Raw genomic sequence first — 18029 nt, 5'->3', positions numbered from 1 at the left:
TGACAGTGCTAAGACTAGCAGGGATATTTGACTGCGTCAGCTTGTTACGGAGAGCCCGGACAGCGCCGTTGGCGCTTCCGGGATAACCAGAATCCAGGAATAGTGAGTAAGTCAGCCTGTTACAAAGACCCCGGATAGCGCCCCTCGGGCGCTTCCGGGGTGCCAGAATCCAGGAATAGTGAGTGAGTCAGCCTGTTACGAAGACCCCGGATAGCGCCCCTCGGGCGCTTCCGGGGTGCCAGAATGCTTGGGCATTCTGGCACTAACGGAACAGGACTTTTTCTTTGTTAAACCAGAACACGCAAAAATACAATAACGCGCCGGCAATCACAGCCGTAGACGAGAAGATGGCAAACAGCTGGAAATAATCCATTGTTCCCTTGATTAACTCTTTAATGGCCAGAGCCACGTTGGTTAAAGGTACCCAGGCCCAGCCGCCTTTAAGCTCCACACCAGGCAGCATGGCCAGCATCACCGGCACAATCACCGCAAATACTAACGGGGTCATGTACCCCTGCGCTTCTTTAAAGCTGCGGGCGTATATCGACAAGCTGAGCAACACTGCCGAGAAAATAGCCACTACCGGTACCAACATTAAGAACATCAGCACAAAATCAATGGCGCTGATAGCACTCATAAACTCGGTAACCATTTCAATCGCCATGCCCTGACTGATAATCAGTCCCCATACCGCCATACTACTGACAGTAATTAAAGCCGACGTTGCCCCAGCCAGCGCAATGGTAAAGAACTTTCCTAGCACCAGTTTGTGTCGTTCGATGGGTGAAATCAGCAAAGTTTCCAAAGTGCCGCGCTCTTTTTCACCGGCCCCTAAGTCTGTAGCGGGGATCATCGCTCCCTGTAAACACAGCATAAAAATAAAATATGGGATCATCCCGCCTATTTTTTCGCCCCAGTTTTCCCGTTTGTCAGCCACATCCACTTTTTTAATCACAATTGGCGCTAATAGTGCCTTTTGCTGATCCTCATTGAGTGCCAGCAATGCAAAAGCTTTTTGCTGGCTGGCTTCGGCAAAGGCGTCGACAATTTTATCCAGTCGGCGCCTTACCATGTTTAAACCAGCGTCATTTAAATAAAGGCTCAGCTCTATCTGGCCGCTTTGTAAGGCGTCATCGCTAAAATTATCCGGGACAACCAGCACAAAATCGGCTTGTTCAGACTTCACAAACGCAGTGATATCAGCATCAGCCGGTATTTCAACCAGATTAAACAGCTCAGATTTTTGTAACTCTTCCATCAGGGCGGGCGCATACTGAGCGCCAACAACGGCGTAATCCAGTACTTTATTTTCGGCCTTATCCACCGCTTTACCGGCAAAAAACATCACCACAGCAATAAGCAGCGGAAACACCAGAATGGGCAAAGCCACCATAAAAAACAGGGTTTTGCGGTCGCGCAGCAGTTCTTTGATTTCTTTAAGCATGACTTTCCACATACACTAGGCTCCCTGATTTATCACTTGCATGAATGATTTGTGTAACGACCCTTCCGCCTGCGCTTTAAATTGCGCAAACGAGTCGGAAAAATGCGTTTTACCGTGATGGATTACCGTCACCCGGTCACACAATTCTGCGACTTCATCCAAATGGTGGGTCGAAAAAATAACCGGCACGCCTTTTTCTTTCAGGCGCTGAATAAATTCGAGAACCGTTTGCGCGGCCATAATGTCCAGCCCGGTTGTCGGTTCGTCCAGAATAACGACTTTTGGATCGTGCACCACCGCACGGGCAATCGCGGTTTTTTGTTTCATTCCGGTAGAAAAGTTTTCGCTGCGTCGATCCAAAAAGCTGTGCATATCCAGTATGTCGGCAAGCTCGGTGATTTTGCTTTCGATTTGCTCTTCACTCATGCCGTGTAGCTGACCAAAATAGGCGATATTTTCGCGCCCGGTTAACCGTCCGTACAGCCCTGTGGAACCCGACAAAAAACCAATCATCTGGCGCGCCACCACCGGTTTGGTCACCACGTTAGTACCATTTATAATGATTTCCCCGCTGTCAGGCTTAAGTGCGGTGGATAGCATTCTGAGCGTTGTAGTTTTACCGGCGCCGTTAGGGCCAAGTAGGCCGAGCACCTCGCCCGACTCACAATGAAATGAGACATCCTGAACAGAATGGAAAAACCGGCCTTTTAGCCGGGGATCTTTTTTTTCCTGTTCGCTAAGCTTTTTAGGGTTCTCAACCGCGAATTTTTTTGCCAGTTTCGAGATTTCTATCATCTGTCTTCCCTATGTTATTGTTATAGGTCCGTTTTTGTCAGTGAATTTTAGTTACAATTTTCACGCAAATCGTTGGAATTTATGAGTATACTGGCATGATTAAAAATAATAATCTGCAAAATGTTACAAAATATAAGGAGTCATGGATGTCAGACGTTACTAACCCTTTTCAGGGTTGCAACAACATTTTCTTTAAACCCAATGGCGTGTTTAAAACCATCGACGAAAAAAACAACTGGTCGTGGATCCCGTTTTTAGTTGTTATCGCGATGAGCGTGCTGCCTGCTTATCTGTTTATCAATTCGATTGATTTTGAATGGTATAAAAATTTAATTATTGATACCCAATATGGCGATCTGAGCCCGGCGGAAAAAAACATGTACCGCGACAATATGACTCAGTCCCAGGTAATGATGTTTATGATGGTTGGCGGCATCATCGGCCCAATTGTGTATAACGCTATTCTGGCTCTATACCTGAACCTGATGACCCGCTCCTGCGAAGAAAACCTGAATGGCTATACCGACTGGTACGGCTTTACCTGGTGGGTGAGCATGCCTGTTGTTGTTGGCGCAGTAATGGGTATGGCATTAATCGCCTTGTCAGACAGCGCTCAGTTACAGCCGTCTATCGTTAGTCCGCTATCAGTCTCTTACCTTTTTGGTATTGGTATGGAATCAGACTGGTTTAGCTTTGCGCAAAGCATTCGACTGGAAACCTTCTGGAGCATTTACCTGATTACCGTTGGCATTGCCCAGTGGACCAGCTTTAGCACCAAAAAATCAGCTATCATCGCAGCAGCTCCCTTTGTGATCATTATGGGACTGTGGGCTATTTTTAAACTGTTTTAAGGTCACTGGCCTGTAACGGCAATTGCGTGGTTGCTGGTGCGGTAGGCGCCAGCGGCCGAAAATAACTTTTATCGGCATAAAATTCCGGCGATTGGGCGTTATACCAATCCGGTATCCCCAGTAAAGGCACAGGCTTGAGCACTGTTTTGGCCGCCAGACCATCAAGGGCGGTCAGCCTTGCCGCCAGCGCTTTATCCAACACCTCGTACTGAACCCTAATATCCATCGTCGCAAAGTTATCTGGCACCACTACCGCCAGCCACTTAGCGGTAAGACCGATAAAAGGCGTCAGTAACATTTCATAAAGCGCGTGACCAAAGATGAAAGGAAACAAGGTGGTGCCCCATTCCCCGCGGTTTGCTAGCAATACATTTTGCCATTGATGTAAGGCTAACTGGTTAAGTAACTCGTTGCCCTCGCAGAGTTTATTCGCCGGCACGGCAATCACTAAACCGCATTCGTCAAAATGCGTTAAGCGATTACGTTTAGCTGTACGCGGATGTACCCCATAATCAGCGATTTGTTGGCAGTGTAAGTAATTAAGCAAACTTTTTGTCCGGCCAAACAGCATCCACATCAGCGCGTTAAAGGTGTCGTGCCAGTTATGTCGGGTCGGTACCTGCTTTTCTTCTGCGATAAAAACTTCGTAATAACGGTCAGACAAATCGGCCAGCTCATCAGCCAAAAACGACGGACAACAGCAATCCGGGCTAAGTCCGGGCTTTATATTATTAAGCTCATCAGCAGTCAGTGGCTGTCTGGCATCAAGCCGGGCCAGAGCAAATAGCTGTTGTAATGGCAAGACTAAGGAAACGTTGGATTGCATGGATTGGCCGGGGGTGTCTTTGCAGTTCAAATTTGCGCTGAATTCTCTATACTGGATGGCTATTGTAAAGCAATCCGAGAAAAATAAATGAAAAAAAACCTCTTATTGCCCTTGGTCTTTTCTGCCACATCGCTGTTATCAGCCTGTGGCCAGCAAGCGGCAACCACAACGACAGCAACCAGTAATTTTGACACCATCTACAACAGCATTACCGCGGATAAAATAGCACCGCCACTGAAAACCCTGGCGTCAGATGAATTTGAGGGGCGTTTACCCACCACCGCCGGGGAAAAGAAAACCCTGGATTATCTGGTGTCTGAGTTTAAACGCATGGGCCTCAAACCCGGTAATGGCGACAGCTACCTGCAAGAAGTTGCCCTGATGGAGATTACTGCCGATCCGGACATGACTATGACCATCGGCGATAATACCTTTGCTTACAAAACCGACATGGTAGCCGGTTCGAAGCGGGAGCAGGAAACCGTCTCACTGACTGATTCTGAACTGGTCTTTGTCGGATATGGCATTAATGCCCCGGAATACGACTGGAATGATTATGCCGGGCTGGACGTCACCGGTAAGACTGTTGTCATTCTGGTTAACGACCCGGGGTTTGAAAATCCGGACAGCGGCAAGTTTCAGGGTACCACAATGACCTACTACGGTCGCTGGAGCTACAAATACGAAGAAGCCAGCCGCCAGGGGGCAGCAGGCGCCATCATTGTACACGAAACCGCCCCGGCCTCTTACGGCTGGTCGGTAGTTGCCAACAGTTGGAGCGGCCCCCAGTATGGCCTGGTCAGCCCGGATAAAGGCGCCAGTCGCGTTGCCGTTGAAGGCTGGTTAACCCTTGAAGCAGCGAGTCGCGTATTTGCCGACGCGGGCCTTAATTTTGCAGAAGAAAAAGCCAAAGCCATGCAGGGGCCCTATTCTGTGCCACTGGAACAAACCCTGTCGGTAACAGTAAATAATACTTATAAGGCTTCTACCAGTCACAACGTGATTGCAACCTTGCCGGGCAGTAAAAAGCCCGATGAGCATGTGATTTACACTTCTCATTGGGATCATCTGGGCAAAGACGAAGGTCTCGATGGCGATCAGATATATAATGGTGCCCACGATAATGCCACCGGTACCGCAGCCGCGCTGGTGATGGCAGACGCTTTTGCCCGCTTAACTCCGGCCCCTGAACGGTCGGTGACTTTCTTAATTGTTACCGCCGAAGAACAAGGCCTGCTGGGATCAAAATATTACGCTGACAATCCGATTATTCCACTGGACAAAACCGTTGCTAACATCAACATGGATGCCATGAATGTACTGGGTAAAACCAAAGACATCGCCGTAATCGGTATGGGTAAGTCTGACCTTGAGGAAGAGCTCAACATAGCCGCTAAACGTCAGGGCCGCACGGTAACGCAGGAAGACCGTCCGGAAGCCGGTTATTACTATCGCTCGGATCACTTCAGCTTTGCCAAAGTAGGTGTACCGGCCCTTTACGCCAAAGGCGGCAGTGAGCCATATGACGAAGAAACCGCCAAATACCGTAAGCGTACCAGCGTGATAGTAACAGGCTGTTATCATCAGGTGTGCGATAAGTTTCGCGATGACTGGGATTTAAGCGGTATTTCTCAGGATACCCAGCTGTTAATGGAAGTTGGCTATTTAGTAGCCAACAAAGACAGCTGGCCACAATGGCGTGAATCCAGCGAGTTCCAACGCAAATAATCAGGTAACGCTGTTATCTAACTTAAAAACCGCCCACCGAGGCGGTTTTTTGTATTTAAATGATTAAATAGACCAGATTGTACTTGCAATTTTTGCTCATACTGGCACATTCAGTACTCGCGAGTGAAAAGGTTTATCCTGCAAAAAAATAATCCACCGCTGTACATCAATTCGAGCACCGACAGAAAAAACAATCCTTTAACTATGTGACAAGAGAGAACGCTTTATATGTGTGGTATTTTCGGTATCTTAGATATCAAAACCGATGTGTCTGAACTCAGAACCCAAGCTTTGGAACTAACCAAAACGCTGCGTCACCGTGGCCCTGACTGGTCGGGTATCTGGAATAATGACAATACCATTTTGTGTCACGAGCGTTTAGCAATCGTCGATGTTGATACTGGCGCCCAGCCGCTAATTAGCAACAACGGCCAGCAAATTCTGGCTGTTAATGGTGAAATCTACAACCATAAGCAATTAGCCAAAGATCTGGCTGAGCCATATGACTTTAAAACCCGTTCTGACTGCGAAGTTATTTTGCCTTTGTATCAACAACGCGGCGTTGAGTTTATTGACGATTTACAGGGCATGTTTGCCTTCATTCTTTACGATGAAAAAGAAGATGCCTACCTGATTGCCCGTGACCATATTGGTATTATCCCCCTTTATACTGGTTACGACGAGCACGGTAATTTTTACGTAGCGTCTGAAATGAAAGCCCTTGCGCCAGTATGTAAAACCATCAGCGAATTCCCTCCGGGCCACTACATGTGGAGCAAAACCGGTGAGATGGTTAAGTACTACAAGCGCGACTGGATGGAATACGACAACGTTAAAGATAACGAGTCGAACATTGACGAACTGCGTGCCGCTTTCGAAAAAGCCGTTAAATCTCACCTGATGTCAGACGTACCTTACGCGGTACTGCTGTCTGGTGGCTTAGATTCATCGCTGGTATCGGCTGTTGCGGCAAAATATGTCGCTAAGCGCGTAGAAGATGAAGATAAGTCTGACGCCTGGTGGCCACGCTTGCACTCTTTTGCGGTAGGTCTTGAAGGCGCGCCAGACCTAATTGCAGCCCAGAAAGTGGCTGACATGATTGGTACCGTGCACCACGAAATTCACTTTACCATTCAGGAAGGTTTAGACGCCATCCGTGATGTTATCTACCATCTGGAAACTTACGACACCACGACCATTCGTGCAGCAACGCCGATGTACCTGATGACCCGTAAGATCAAAGCCATGGGTATCAAAATGGTATTGTCGGGTGAAGGTTCAGATGAAATCTTTGGTGGTTACCTGTATTTCCACAAAGCGCCTAACGCTAAGGAATTCCACGAAGAAACCGTGCGTAAACTGGATCGCCTGCACATGTTTGACTGTGCACGCGCGAACAAAGCCACGTCGGCCTGGGGTGTTGAAGCCCGTGTTCCATTCCTCGACAAAGAGTTTATGGATGTAGCAATGCGTCTTAACCCTAAAGATAAGATGTGTGGCAATGGCAAAATGGAAAAATACATTCTGCGTGAAGCCTTCGATAACGGTGATACGCTGCCGCCAGAAGTTCTGTGGCGTCAGAAAGAACAGTTTGGTGATGGCGTAGGCTACTCGTGGATCGACTCAATTAAAGACTTCGTTGAAAACGAAGTGAGCGATCAGCAGTTAGCGGCAGCGGAATTCCGCTTCCCTATCAACACGCCGGATACCAAAGAAGGTTACTACTACCGCACTATCTTTGAAAGCTACTTTCCACAGGAAACGGCTGCACGTTGTGTACCGGGTGGTAAATCAATCGCCTGTAGTACGGTGGAAGCCCTTGAGTGGGATGAAAGCTTTAAGAACAACGCTGATCCATCAGGCCGTTCTATGCAGGACGTCCACGGCAAAGCCTAAGCTCTTTTGCTAAAGCATAAAAAACAGCACCTTAAGGTGCTGTTTTTATTTTAGTCTTTGGTTAGTTCAGCATTCACCGAACTCTCCGGTACATGCCGTTGTGGGTCAAACCACAAAGCCTTATCATCAAGCGGCGTTTCTTTGGGTAATAACGGATTTTCCAGCGTGAACACCTTTCGCTCGCCAACGTTAACCTTAAGTAAGGCTTTGCGGTGATGAGTGACAAAGATATTATCAAAGGAACCATCCTCGAGCGCCCGACGCAATCCGGTTTCTATCAGTCGCGCCATGATCGGATTTGAACGATTTACAAAGAAATACATCGCGGCCGGATAATGCAGAACTAAAGACGGCTCCAGCACGATATCAGGACTGATAGATCTGGCCTCCAGTTCTCCCATTACCTCACTCACCGCACGAGGGAAAAAATCGCCTTGCTTGAGTTCCAGCCGGTTAAAGGCTTCCGGAAAGTCAGACACGGTCAGCACGTTAAAACCGTTGGATTGCAGAATTTTAGTATCAGGCCATTCCGCGCCCTGTAACACCGTTAATGAAGAAAAATCACCAATCTCATTAATGTCGGTAAACTTATGGGCAAAGTCCTGATTAATTAAAAACACCCGCCAGCCAATGAGTCCTTTGTGAATTGGAATTCGAATGGGCAGCAGTTCTTTCTCGCGCTGGCTGTCGGTCATTACCCATAAAATATTAATTTCGCGGTTTTCTTTTAGCTGGCGAATGGATTTGCCCTGCAGCAAGATACGCTCGGACGGTTTTAACGTATAGCGAACGCCCGTTTTACTCAGTGCGAGCTTAAGCAGCGTTAACGGGTACTCGTGCCGACTGTCACTCTCGTTTATAGGGCGGGGATAATGAATCGACCAGCTGGCTGCCTGGGCGGGTACCGTGAGTGCAATAGCTGATAATGCGGTCAGCAGACGCAAGCTGCGTCTTATTGCCTTACTCTTAAATCTATACAACGCCATGTCCGTGCCCTACCTTAGGCTATGCCAACATATTTATGAGTTTGTAACGACAGTCGCCAGTTACGCTCAATGCAGGTTTTAATGGCAAGCTCTGTTGCTCTGGGTTGCTGACTGATGGGCTGCAGGCAGATAATATCCGGTAGCTTGCTGGCCCTGGCCAGCAGTTCGTCGAGCTCATCAATGTGCTTTTGCATGGCAATCGGGTGTTTGATCTCATTAGCGCGCTCAAGCGCACTGACAAGAACATCATAGCCCCCTTTCATATTGATTTTAGGCGATACGGTAACCCAGGTTTCTGGTGCACAGCGCACGGCAAAAGTACCACTGGTTTCGATTTGCGTGGTATAGCCATGTTCGTGAAGTAACCGGGTCAAATCGGTTAAATCGTACATACAGGGTTCGCCCCCGGTTAACACAACATGCTTAGCCTGATACCGCTGTTGTTCAAACAAGGCCAGTAAGCCCAGCTCGGAGATGCCGAAATAGCGCTCAGATTCACCGCTTTTGGTGATTACCGCTTCAACCGAGTCAATCATGTTTTCGTCCAGTTCCCAGGTGTGTTTGGTATCACACCACGGGCAGCCTACCGGACATCCTTGCAAGCGGACAAAAATAGCCGGCACACCGGTATAAACGCCCTCGCCCTGGATGGTTTCAAACATTTCATTAATATTGAGTCGCTGATCGGTCAATTGTTTAATCCTGTCGTGATTATTGTTGGGATTCTAGCAGGGATAGCATAAAATTCCGTTATCATTTATTAAATTATACCTGTTATGTCTGAAAAAGTGATTGTTATCTATTCCGGCGGTATGGACTCTTTTACCGTACTAAACAAAGCCCTGGAAGATGGTAAAACACCCCTGGCGCTGTCTTTTGATTACGGCCAGCGACACAAGAAGGAGCTCGACTACGCTGCACGAGTTTGTGCAGAACTTAATATTCCGCACAAGATTGTGGATATTTCCGCCATTAACTCTCTGGTTGGCGGTTCGGCCCTGACCGATGACATCGACGTACCAGAAGGGCATTATGAAGAGCCCAGCATGAAAACCACCGTGGTGCCTAACCGCAACATGATCCTGCTTTCCATGGCGGTAGGTTATGCGGTTAGCGAAAACGCCACTAAGGTGTACTACGGCGCTCATTCAGGCGACCACGCGATTTACCCGGACTGTCGCCCGGAATTTGTCAGAAAAATGAACGACGTCTGTGCCATCGCCAACTACGAAGCAGTGGAAATAGTTACCCCTTACCTTGAAGTCAGTAAAACTGCTATTCTGACCGACGGACTGCGTATGGGACTGGATTACGGCAAGACCTGGACCTGTTATAACGGCCGGGAAAAGGCCTGCGGTCAGTGCGGTGCCTGTCAGGAGCGCCTCGAAGCCTTCCGCGACAATCATCAGACCGACCCGCTGGACTACGAATAACGTTTGCACCGGCCATGGCCGGCCAAAGGAGAGTCAGCATGAAAGCGTCTAATTTTGTCCTTGTTACTGCGGGTTTATGGCTGTCGGTAGTCCTGCCAGGGCTGGCTCAACAAAGCATATCGGTCCAGATTAAAGGCTATGATGATGGCATTAAATCCTCCGCTGGTCAGGATTACAAAGAAGCCGTCCTATTTGCCAAGCGAGAAGCCATCGAACGGGCCGGTGTAACGGTTAAATCCATAACCACGATGGAAGACTTTATTCTTCGCTCTGACTTTATCGAAAGCCAGGCTGAAGCAGTGCTCGAACCTGGCTATGACGTCCTTGATATTGGCTATCAAAATGATGGCAGTTATCTGGTCGTGCTAACCGGTAAAGTCACATTAGTCAGTCAGCCAGCGTCCAGCCAGCAAGCTGACGCAGTCCCCAAATCACCGCTACTGAATGCACTGAGCCTGTTATCGGGTTCACCGGAGAGCTACCAACTGAGTCTGGCTGAGATTGGTGACTATCCCATCGAAAAAGCCTATTTTGCCAACGATCACCAATTCGTTATTCATTATGACTATCGCAACGGGGTTATGACCCTTAATGAAATTGATAAAGGTATAATGCAGCTAAGCGGTACCTATCGTACCGATAGCGTTCTGGCAGTGTCGAGCTGGATTTTGCCAACAATGGCGAAGCAGAGGGGCGCTGGCGGGTGTTCTTAAGCAGTGGCGCCATGGCCATCAGGAAAAAATAAAAAACGCCCGCTAAGCAGTTTAGCGGGCGTTATCTGAAAGATAGGTAATCCTTTATTTCTGACTTTCGCTGATAAAGTAACTGAGTTCTTTAATGCAGTGGCGCAGTACCGGGTTTAAGCGGGTATTTTTACCGTTCATTACGAACAGTTCATGACTGAATTTAAACAGGCTGCCATTAGCAATAGGCACTAACCCCAGCGAAACCCCCTGTTCCTTAGCCATATAGTCAGGCAATAAGGCAACATATTCACCGGTCATCATGGCCGACATCGCCGCATCGAATGAATCAGAGAACGTCTGAATGGCCAGTCGGCTGTCACCATCAATGTAGTTAGCCGATGACAACCCCGAGATACCAATTGCCGGGTAATCCTCTATTCTTACGTTGTCTGGCAAGGCATCCACATCACGATACCTGGCCAGCGGATGCGAAGGCGCACAGTACAGGCGACCAGTGCACGATGTACCAATCGGATGAAAGGTCACTGATTCGGGCTTCACCATATCGTAAGTCGAGATCACCAGGTGACACTCTCCGGATAAGGCTACATGTTCAACCTCGTTGTACAAACGGGTCTGAATATTAACGTGGATATCATCAAACTTTTTCATGGTGCTTTTGACTGCCCGGCTGACGGCCAGGTGCATAGAAAGCGGTAATCCGGCCATCATTACCAGGGTAATATGACCAGAATAATCATCGTGCAGGGATTTTAAGTTAAACACGAAGTTATCGAAGGCGTTAAAGATTCGCTTGGTTTCCTGAAAAACCACCTCGCCTTCCTTGGTCATCTGAAAGCCGCCCCGACCGCGATGGCAAAGCACCAAATCCAAACGCTCTTCCAGTTTTTTGATTGCCGCACTGATGTTAGGCCGCTGCATTCTCAGCACCGGCTCTGCCGCCGTAAAGCCATTACAACTAGCGACCGCATAAAATACCCGCAGGAGTTTAATATCAGATTCTTGTAATCGGTTTAGCATGGGCGCACCATAAAATGTGTATAAATATAGGTATAGTTATCAATACTCAAACCATAATAGGCAGAGTCTGCACTATTTACAATCACATTTTGTGCAATCTTTAATTAAAGCTGTAGAAAACAAATTGTTACACTGGCTTCATCTGCTGGTAATGCAAATCAGGATAATGCCACCACCTGTTTTCTTAGTTGCTCAATTTCATCCCGAAGCGACGCGGCTTTTTCAAATTCCAGCTCTTTGGCAAATTCGAACATTTGCTTTTCCAGCTCGCCAATTTGGGCCATTAATTCCGTCGCCGAGGCCGCTTTCGCGGCTTTCTTCGATTCGGCTACTTTGCGCAGTCTTACCTGACCAGAGCCTGGTGCAACCGAATCACCTAAATCCATCACATCGGTAATCGGCTTATTCAGCCGCTGCGGCGTGATATTGTTGGCTTTGTTGTGCTCGATTTGCTTATTGCGGCGGCGGTCGGTTTCATCTATCGCCTTGCGCATTGAGCCGGTAATGGTATCGGCATACAAAATAGCCTTACCATTGACGTGACGAGCAGCCCGACCGATGGTTTGGATCAGCGATTTTTCGGCTCGCAGGAAGCCTTCTTTATCGGCATCAAGGATAGCCACCAGTGAGACTTCCGGCATATCCAGACCTTCCCGCAGCAGGTTGATCCCCACCAGCACATCGAATTTACCCAAACGTAAGTCACGGATAATCTCAATCCGCTCCACGGTATCGATATCCGAGTGCAAATAACGTACTTTAACCCCATGTTCATTAAGGTATTCGCTCAGGTCTTCTGCCATGCGCTTGGTCAGCGTGGTGATCAGTACCCGTTCATCTACAGCCACCCGTAGCTGAATTTCGGAAAGCACATCATCCACCTGGGTCGCTACCGGTCGCACTTCTATAACCGGATCCAACAGACCGGTAGGGCGCACCACCTGTTCCACTACTTCACCGTCTGATTTTTCCAGCTCATAGTTGCCCGGCGTTGCTGACACATAAATGGTTTGTGGTGATATATGCTCAAACTCATCAAACTTTAACGGCCGGTTGTCCAGTGCCGATGGCAGGCGGAAACCGTATTCCACCAGGGTTTCCTTACGTGAGCGGTCACCTTTGTACATGGCACCGATCTGCGAAACCGTAACGTGGGATTCATCGATAAACATCAGTCCGTCAGCCGGAAAATAATCCAGCAAGGTCGGCGGCGGCTCGCCCGGTGCACGACCAGACAGATAGCGGGAATAGTTTTCGATACCAGAGCAGTAACCCAGCTCCAGCATCATTTCGATATCAAACTGCGTGCGTTGTGAAATGCGCTGTTCTTCCAGCAGTTTATTTACTTCCAGCAGCTGCTTTTTGCGGTCGGCAAGCTCTTCTTTAATGCATTCTACTGCACTTAATATTTTCTCTCTGGGCGTTACATAATGGGTTTTAGGAAAAACCGTCGCCCGTACTACGTTTTTCTCGACTGCGCCGGTAAGCGGATCAAACAGACTGATCCGGTCGATTTCGTCATCAAATAACTCTACCCTGACCGCTTGTTTTTCGGAGTCCGCCGGGAAAATATCTATGACATCTCCCCTGACTCTGAACGTACCGCGCTCAAAGGCTAAATCGTTACGCTTGTATTGCAGTTCGGCCAGGCGACGCAGCACGTCACGCTGGTTGATGGTGTCACCCTGACGCAAATGCAGGAGCATTTTCATGTAGGATTCTGGATCGCCCAAACCGTAAATGGCCGACACACTGGCCACAATCACAACGTCACGGCGCTCCATCAGCGCCTTAGTCGCGGATAGCCGCATTTGTTCTATGTGGTCGTTAATCGAGGCGTCTTTTTCAATAAACGTATCGGTGCTGGGCACATAGGCTTCAGGCTGATAGTAGTCGTAATAGGAAACAAAATATTCCACCGCATTGTGGGGGAAAAACTCTTTCATCTCGCCATAGAGCTGCGCCGCCAGGGTTTTATTGTGGGCCAGCAATAAGGTGGGTCGTTGCACCTGATTGATAATATTGGCCATGGTGAAGGTTTTACCTGAACCGGTAACCCCCAGCAGGGTCTGATGCGCCAGACCACTGTCCAGGCCATCCACTAATGCTTCGATTGCGGTGGGTTGATCCCCGGCTGGCTGATATTTAGATACCAGCTCAAAGCCTTTATCTGCCATAACTGCTCCCTAACTTTGTGCCTGCCCCGACAATGCCTGTAAACACCGCTTAAACCAAAAAGTCGAAACCAATGCCATCAACAGGTTAGCGATAACTGCACCGATAAAAATGCCTTGCAGGTTCAGAACCATGCCCATAGCCACCGTAATCGGCACAAAAAACACAAACAATCTGATGACACTGAGCACCAGCGCTGACATCGGTAAATGAATGGCGTTTAATGAGGAATTGGTCAGGATCACAATCCCCTGCAGTCCGTACCCTAAAGGTACAATAATCAGAAACATTTGGATCAGATCGGCCACCTGCTGCTCTTTGGCAAACAACGAGGCCAGCAAACCTGAACACAGCCATAACAGCACGCTGATAAACAACTGCCAAACCAGCACAAATTTAACGATAAGCCAGTAAGCCGACTTCACCCTGTCAAACCGGTTTGCGCCCATGTTCTGGCTGATAAACGGCGGCAAGGACATAGACAACGCCAGCACCACGATTGTGGTAAAAGACTCTAAACGACTACCAACCCCCCAGGCAGCAACCGCTTCTTCGCCATAACCTGCGACCACCCGGGTTAAAATAGCGCCCGCGATGGGGGTTAACATATTGGCTCCCGCCGCTGGCAAGGCAATGTGTAAGATAGCGCGACTGCGCTCAGCTAATTCGCTCAGAGTTAATAAACGCGGCAAAATGTAATTGCGTTGCCGGGCTAATAAATACAGGATCCACACCGAACATACGATCCACGAAATCAGAGTCGCCAGCGCTGCGCCGCCAATCCCCATGGCGGGTAGCGGTCCCCAGCCAAAAATAAACAACGGATCCAGAGCCGCGTTAATGCCACCACCGGTTGCCATAATAATGCTCGGTGTTTTGGTATCTCCACGCGCCCGTAATATGCTATTCCCCACCATCGGCATGGCCAGAAAGACCGACGCGAAGTACCAGATTGTCATGTAATCATGAATATAAGGAAGCAGATGTTGCTGAGCTCCCAACAGGGCAAAGACAAAATCAATGCTAAATCCACCGACAATTGCCAGCAGACCAACCATCGCGAACGAGAGCATCAGCGCACCCGAACCAGTCTCCCTGGCACCATCCTGTTTGCCCTGACCGGCCAGGCGTGCGATCACCGCAGAGGTCCCAATACCTAAACCGATATTCAGACTGATTAAAGTAAAGGTTACCGGAAAGGTAAAACTAATAGCCGCCAGTGGTTCAGTCCCCAACAAACTGACAAAAAACGTATCAATCAACCCGAAACTCATCATCATGATCATGCCAATGATCATGGGCAAGGCCATTCGTTTTAACGAGTCGGCTATATCACCATTGAGTAAGTCGAGGGACTTTTCCTGCTTCACAGTATTCACTTCTAAAGGTATTGGGTTTGCGACAAGCTCTGTAACGCGCATCATTGCGGGCTCAGAAATGCGGCGGTGGTTTATATTTGCTAATTCGGTGTTCAGGCCGGGACAAAGGCTAAATCAAACCGGTCAACAATTGTAATCGACAGCGTCTTTTAACAACAGGGATTTATCAATAAAAAACCGTTACCTGTCGACACTTGCCATTTTCGCCTTTTTTATCATTTATATCGCCAATAACGGAAACTTATTTGTTTACTTTTCAGGCAAAAATTCAGATTACACTATTGACACATTAATTTACTCATAGATTACCTGCGATTACTTTATTACCTGACCGGATGCATCCCGTAACCATTCCCCCGACTTCGAATATATTTGCCCCTCACAACGTAAATTATTTGTTAAATAAGTTATATCCCTGCTTTTTAGTGGCAATTAACACACAAGAAAATCATTGTCTACGGCTATGCTTTAAAAAATGACAGGATATTGTCTAATTCGCCATTTACAATATCTATATAACTGTTTTTTATGTATTTTAATTTTTTCTCATGTGACAGTGAGATGACAATAAATTGACTCAATCATCACTATGACAAGCCCTGCAAAAAACTATCAACATAGTTATCCACAGATTTGGTGGATAACTAATTAAGAGCCAGTACTGGCGCGGGTTTGAGGTCAATCCAGCGATATTTTTGTAAGTGATGACTAACCTTCTGGGTTTATGTCGTCGGTTACAGTTTTATTAAAAGCTGTATATTAAGCCAGTACTCAACAGTTTTTTAATAGCTTTTAGTTATAATTTTATCTATTTAAATTACAAAAAAGTAATACACAGATGAACCATCACAGAGCGAAACAATTAAAGCATTAATATTCAATAAATTAGGCCTTATTCGTTGAACAAAAGTTCAATAAACAGTCACTTCGCTTGTTTTTTAGGCTTAATCACCCCGAAAAGACATTTTTTGTGCAAACGAAATAAAATTTTCACGAAGTTAGTTGACACGTGAATCGTTGCTCATTAATATTCGCCACCGTTGAGACACCGGTCCCCCTTAGCTCAGTTGGTTAGAGCGACGGACTGTTAATCCGCAGGTCCCCCGTTCGAGTCGGGGAGGGGGAGCCAAGTTTCAACAGTAAAAAAGTGTTCCCCCTTAGCTCAGTTGGTTAGAGCGACGGACTGTTAATCCGCAGGTCCCCCGTTCGAGTCGGGGAGGGGGAGCCAATTTTACTGGCTCCATAACATCATCTACTCGCTTAGTATTACCATTCAGTCAAACACCTTCCATCAGTTAGCACATTTTCAGCTGACGATTAAAATAACATTACCTGTTTAAGAATATTTAGCCTGACAGCACTGTGGTTGATTTACCGACTTTGGTTTTTATTAGCTTTCAAGGCTTCCCGTCGCACTGCCAAAACAGCCCGCCATAACCGGATCAGGACCCTGCTTGATGCATATCAACAGAATATATCATCAATCAATCGCTTAGCCCGGAAAAAGTAGGCGAACAACATTGTTAATCAGGCGCAAAATATTAGATAATACGCAGCTAATATTTTCCGTGTATTCCCGCCCTGATTGAAGGCCGGATACCGACGCTAAATTTTCAATAAAGACGGTAGTAATACAGCCTAATGACCGAATTTTTACTATTACTGATAAGTACAGTCCTGGTAAATAACTTTGTACTGGTAAAGTTTCTCGGACTTTGTCCGTTTATGGGGGTATCCAGCAAACTGGAGACCGCCATTGGCATGTCCATGGCCACCACATTTGTGCTTACCCTGGCATCAGTGTGTAGTTACCTGGTGGAAACCTACCTGCTGCAACCCCTGGGCATCAGTTTTTTACGTACCCTGAGTTTTATTTTAGTGATTGCCGTGGTGGTGCAGTTTACCGAGATGGTAGTACATAAAACCAGTCCGACACTGTATCGCCTGCTGGGCATTTTTCTCCCGCTCATCACCACAAACTGTGCAGTATTAGGTGTGGCACTGTTAAACCTTACAGAGCAGCATAATCTGGTGCAAAGCATCATTTACGGATTTGGTGCCGCCGTTGGCTTCTCTCTCGCTATGATTTTATTTGCTGCAATGCGCGAACGTCTGGCCGCTGCTGACGTCCCCTCCCCGTTTAAAGGCGCTTCTATAGCCATGATCACTGCCGGCCTGATGTCGCTGGCGTTTATGGGTTTTAGCGGATTGGTTAAGCTGTAATGTTAATATCTTCGTTAATTGCGCTGGGATTACTGGCCTTACTATTTGGTCTGGCTCTGGGTTATGCCGCTATACGGTTTAAGGTGGAGTCCGATCCCCTGGTTGATCAGGTTGATGCGTTATTGCCACAGACTCAGTGCGGGCAATGTGGATATCCTGGTTGCCGCCCTTACGCCGAGGCCATTGCCAATGGCGATGACATCAATAAATGTCCGCCCGGTGGTGAGTCAACCATTAAGGATTTAGCCGAACTAATGGGGGTAGAGGCAAAACCCCTGGACGCTGCCCACGGCGAAGATGCCGCGCCTAAAGTGGCCTATATTCGTGAAGACGAATGCATAGGTTGCACCAAGTGTATTCAGGCCTGTCCGGTAGACGCCATTGTCGGCGCTGCCAAACAAATGCACACTGTCATCACCGACGCCTGTACCGGTTGCGATTTATGCGTCGAACCCTGTCCGGTGGATTGTATCGATATGGTTACTATTAATCCCACAACCGCATCCTGGCAATGGGATTTTAACCAAACGCCGGTAGGCGATATTCCGGTAAAAGTGGTTTCTTGA

15 protein-coding genes and 2 tRNA genes are annotated in these 18029 nt (G+C 47.7%); 9 read left to right on the top strand and 8 right to left on the bottom strand.

What is annotated here, in order from left to right:
• Positions 1 to 262 precede the first annotated feature (262 nt).
• Positions 263 to 1456, bottom strand: coding sequence for an ABC transporter permease (locus BFC17_RS02185; protein ID WP_070174822.1), 1194 nt, complete (start codon positions 1454 to 1456; stop codon positions 263 to 265).
• Between the two features lie 3 nt (positions 1457 to 1459).
• Positions 1460 to 2239, bottom strand: a complete 780-nt coding sequence (locus BFC17_RS02180; protein ID WP_070174821.1) for an ABC transporter ATP-binding protein — start codon at positions 2237 to 2239, stop codon at positions 1460 to 1462.
• 146 nt (positions 2240 to 2385) lie between these two features.
• Between BFC17_RS02180 and BFC17_RS02175 the strand changes: the two genes are divergently transcribed.
• Entirely contained in the window at positions 2386 to 3090 is a 705-nt protein-coding gene (locus tag BFC17_RS02175; RefSeq protein WP_070174820.1) for a Yip1 family protein, read from the top strand.
• Here BFC17_RS02175 and BFC17_RS02170 read toward each other — a convergent pair.
• Positions 3077 to 3916, bottom strand: a complete 840-nt coding sequence (locus BFC17_RS02170; protein ID WP_083271532.1) for a DUF3025 domain-containing protein — start codon at positions 3914 to 3916, stop codon at positions 3077 to 3079. The two genes, BFC17_RS02175 and BFC17_RS02170, sit on opposite strands and share 14 nt — an antisense overlap.
• A gap of 87 nt (positions 3917 to 4003) precedes the next feature.
• Between BFC17_RS02170 and BFC17_RS02165 the strand changes: the two genes are divergently transcribed.
• Together BFC17_RS02165 and asnB are read left to right on the top strand one after the other, a co-directional pair.
• Positions 4004 to 5644, top strand: a complete 1641-nt coding sequence (locus BFC17_RS02165; protein ID WP_070174819.1) for a M28 family metallopeptidase — start codon at positions 4004 to 4006, stop codon at positions 5642 to 5644.
• Between the two features lie 228 nt (positions 5645 to 5872).
• The gene (gene asnB, locus BFC17_RS02160) at positions 5873 to 7540 is read left to right on the top strand and encodes an asparagine synthase B (RefSeq protein WP_070174818.1); all 1668 of its coding nucleotides are present in this window, start codon (positions 5873 to 5875) and stop codon (positions 7538 to 7540) included.
• Positions 7541 to 7590: 50 nt separating this feature from the next.
• On the opposite strand, the gene BFC17_RS02155 is transcribed toward asnB, so the two are convergent.
• Both BFC17_RS02155 and queE read right to left on the bottom strand, forming a co-directional pair.
• Positions 7591 to 8526 carry a type 2 periplasmic-binding domain-containing protein gene (locus tag BFC17_RS02155; protein WP_070174817.1) on the bottom strand — a complete coding sequence of 312 codons (936 nt, stop codon included), beginning with the start codon at positions 8524 to 8526 and terminating at the stop codon, positions 7591 to 7593.
• Between the two features lie 14 nt (positions 8527 to 8540).
• On the bottom strand, positions 8541 to 9188 hold the full coding sequence (queE, locus tag BFC17_RS02150) for a 7-carboxy-7-deazaguanine synthase QueE (protein WP_070174947.1): 648 nt from the start codon (positions 9186 to 9188) through the stop codon (positions 8541 to 8543).
• Between the two features lie 114 nt (positions 9189 to 9302).
• Here queE and queC point away from each other — a divergent pair, with 114 nt between their 5' ends.
• Complete coding sequence (gene queC, locus BFC17_RS02145; RefSeq protein ID WP_070174816.1) at positions 9303 to 9959, top strand: 7-cyano-7-deazaguanine synthase QueC; 657 nt, start codon at positions 9303 to 9305, stop codon at positions 9957 to 9959.
• 38 nt (positions 9960 to 9997) lie between these two features.
• Entirely contained in the window at positions 9998 to 10672 is a 675-nt protein-coding gene (locus BFC17_RS02140) for a hypothetical protein (RefSeq protein WP_070174815.1), read from the top strand.
• A gap of 84 nt (positions 10673 to 10756) precedes the next feature.
• Here the strand turns inward: BFC17_RS02140 and BFC17_RS02135 are convergent, their stop codons facing one another.
• From BFC17_RS02135 to BFC17_RS02125, 3 genes are all read right to left on the bottom strand, one after another.
• The gene (locus tag BFC17_RS02135; RefSeq protein WP_070174814.1) at positions 10757 to 11686 is read right to left on the bottom strand and encodes a LysR family transcriptional regulator; all 930 of its coding nucleotides are present in this window, start codon (positions 11684 to 11686) and stop codon (positions 10757 to 10759) included.
• A 158-nt stretch (positions 11687 to 11844) separates the two neighbouring features.
• Positions 11845 to 13863 (bottom strand): excinuclease ABC subunit UvrB, encoded by a 2019-nt coding sequence (gene uvrB, locus BFC17_RS02130; protein WP_070174813.1) that lies wholly within the window; start codon positions 13861 to 13863, stop codon positions 11845 to 11847.
• Positions 13864 to 13872: 9 nt separating this feature from the next.
• Positions 13873 to 15171 carry an MATE family efflux transporter gene (locus BFC17_RS02125; RefSeq protein ID WP_229680978.1) on the bottom strand — a complete coding sequence of 433 codons (1299 nt, stop codon included), beginning with the start codon at positions 15169 to 15171 and terminating at the stop codon, positions 13873 to 13875.
• Positions 15172 to 16292: 1121 nt separating this feature from the next.
• Between BFC17_RS02125 and BFC17_RS02120 the strand changes: the two genes are divergently transcribed.
• The 4 genes from BFC17_RS02120 (at position 16293) to rsxB (ending at position 18029) form a co-directional block, all read left to right on the top strand.
• Positions 16293 to 16369 (top strand) — tRNA-Asn (locus BFC17_RS02120).
• Between the two features lie 22 nt (positions 16370 to 16391).
• Positions 16392 to 16468 (top strand) — tRNA-Asn (locus BFC17_RS02115).
• A gap of 413 nt (positions 16469 to 16881) precedes the next feature.
• Entirely contained in the window at positions 16882 to 17463 is a 582-nt protein-coding gene (rsxA, locus tag BFC17_RS02110) for an electron transport complex subunit RsxA (RefSeq protein WP_070174812.1), read from the top strand.
• Complete coding sequence (rsxB, locus tag BFC17_RS02105) at positions 17463 to 18029, top strand: electron transport complex subunit RsxB (RefSeq protein ID WP_070174811.1); 567 nt, start codon at positions 17463 to 17465, stop codon at positions 18027 to 18029. The genes rsxA and rsxB overlap by 1 nt, the downstream gene beginning before the upstream one ends.

It is taken from the genome of Marisediminitalea lipolytica (genome assembly GCF_001758465.1).
In the GTDB taxonomy this organism is placed as follows: Bacteria; Pseudomonadota; Gammaproteobacteria; order Enterobacterales; family Alteromonadaceae; genus Alteromonas; species Alteromonas lipolytica.
The sequence above is the reverse complement of the archived record's forward strand: the minus strand, read 5'-3'. Positions and strand labels throughout refer to the sequence as shown.

What these genes read in the sequence shown, in the direction of transcription:
- BFC17_RS02185 (WP_070174822.1), bottom strand. Translation starts at nt 1,456, where the DNA reads ATGTGGAAAGTCATGCTTAAAGAAATCAAAGAACTGCTGCGCGACCGC.
- BFC17_RS02180 (WP_070174821.1), bottom strand. Translation starts at nt 2,239, where the DNA reads ATGATAGAAATCTCGAAACTGGCAAAAAAATTCGCGGTTGAGAACCCT.
- BFC17_RS02175 (WP_070174820.1), top strand. Translation starts at nt 2,386, where the DNA reads ATGTCAGACGTTACTAACCCTTTTCAGGGTTGCAACAACATTTTCTTT.
- BFC17_RS02170 (WP_083271532.1), bottom strand. Translation starts at nt 3,916, where the DNA reads ATGCAATCCAACGTTTCCTTAGTCTTGCCATTACAACAGCTATTTGCT.
- BFC17_RS02165 (WP_070174819.1), top strand. Translation starts at nt 4,004, where the DNA reads ATGAAAAAAAACCTCTTATTGCCCTTGGTCTTTTCTGCCACATCGCTG.
- asnB (WP_070174818.1), top strand. Translation starts at nt 5,873, where the DNA reads ATGTGTGGTATTTTCGGTATCTTAGATATCAAAACCGATGTGTCTGAA.
- BFC17_RS02155 (WP_070174817.1), bottom strand. Translation starts at nt 8,526, where the DNA reads ATGGCGTTGTATAGATTTAAGAGTAAGGCAATAAGACGCAGCTTGCGT.
- queE (WP_070174947.1), bottom strand. Translation starts at nt 9,188, where the DNA reads ATGTTTGAAACCATCCAGGGCGAGGGCGTTTATACCGGTGTGCCGGCT.
- queC (WP_070174816.1), top strand. Translation starts at nt 9,303, where the DNA reads ATGTCTGAAAAAGTGATTGTTATCTATTCCGGCGGTATGGACTCTTTT.
- BFC17_RS02140 (WP_070174815.1), top strand. Translation starts at nt 9,998, where the DNA reads ATGAAAGCGTCTAATTTTGTCCTTGTTACTGCGGGTTTATGGCTGTCG.
- BFC17_RS02135 (WP_070174814.1), bottom strand. Translation starts at nt 11,686, where the DNA reads ATGCTAAACCGATTACAAGAATCTGATATTAAACTCCTGCGGGTATTT.
- uvrB (WP_070174813.1), bottom strand. Translation starts at nt 13,863, where the DNA reads ATGGCAGATAAAGGCTTTGAGCTGGTATCTAAATATCAGCCAGCCGGG.
- BFC17_RS02125 (WP_229680978.1), bottom strand. Translation starts at nt 15,171, where the DNA reads ATGGCCTTGCCCATGATCATTGGCATGATCATGATGATGAGTTTCGGG.
- rsxA (WP_070174812.1), top strand. Translation starts at nt 16,882, where the DNA reads ATGACCGAATTTTTACTATTACTGATAAGTACAGTCCTGGTAAATAAC.
- rsxB (WP_070174811.1), top strand. Translation starts at nt 17,463, where the DNA reads ATGTTAATATCTTCGTTAATTGCGCTGGGATTACTGGCCTTACTATTT.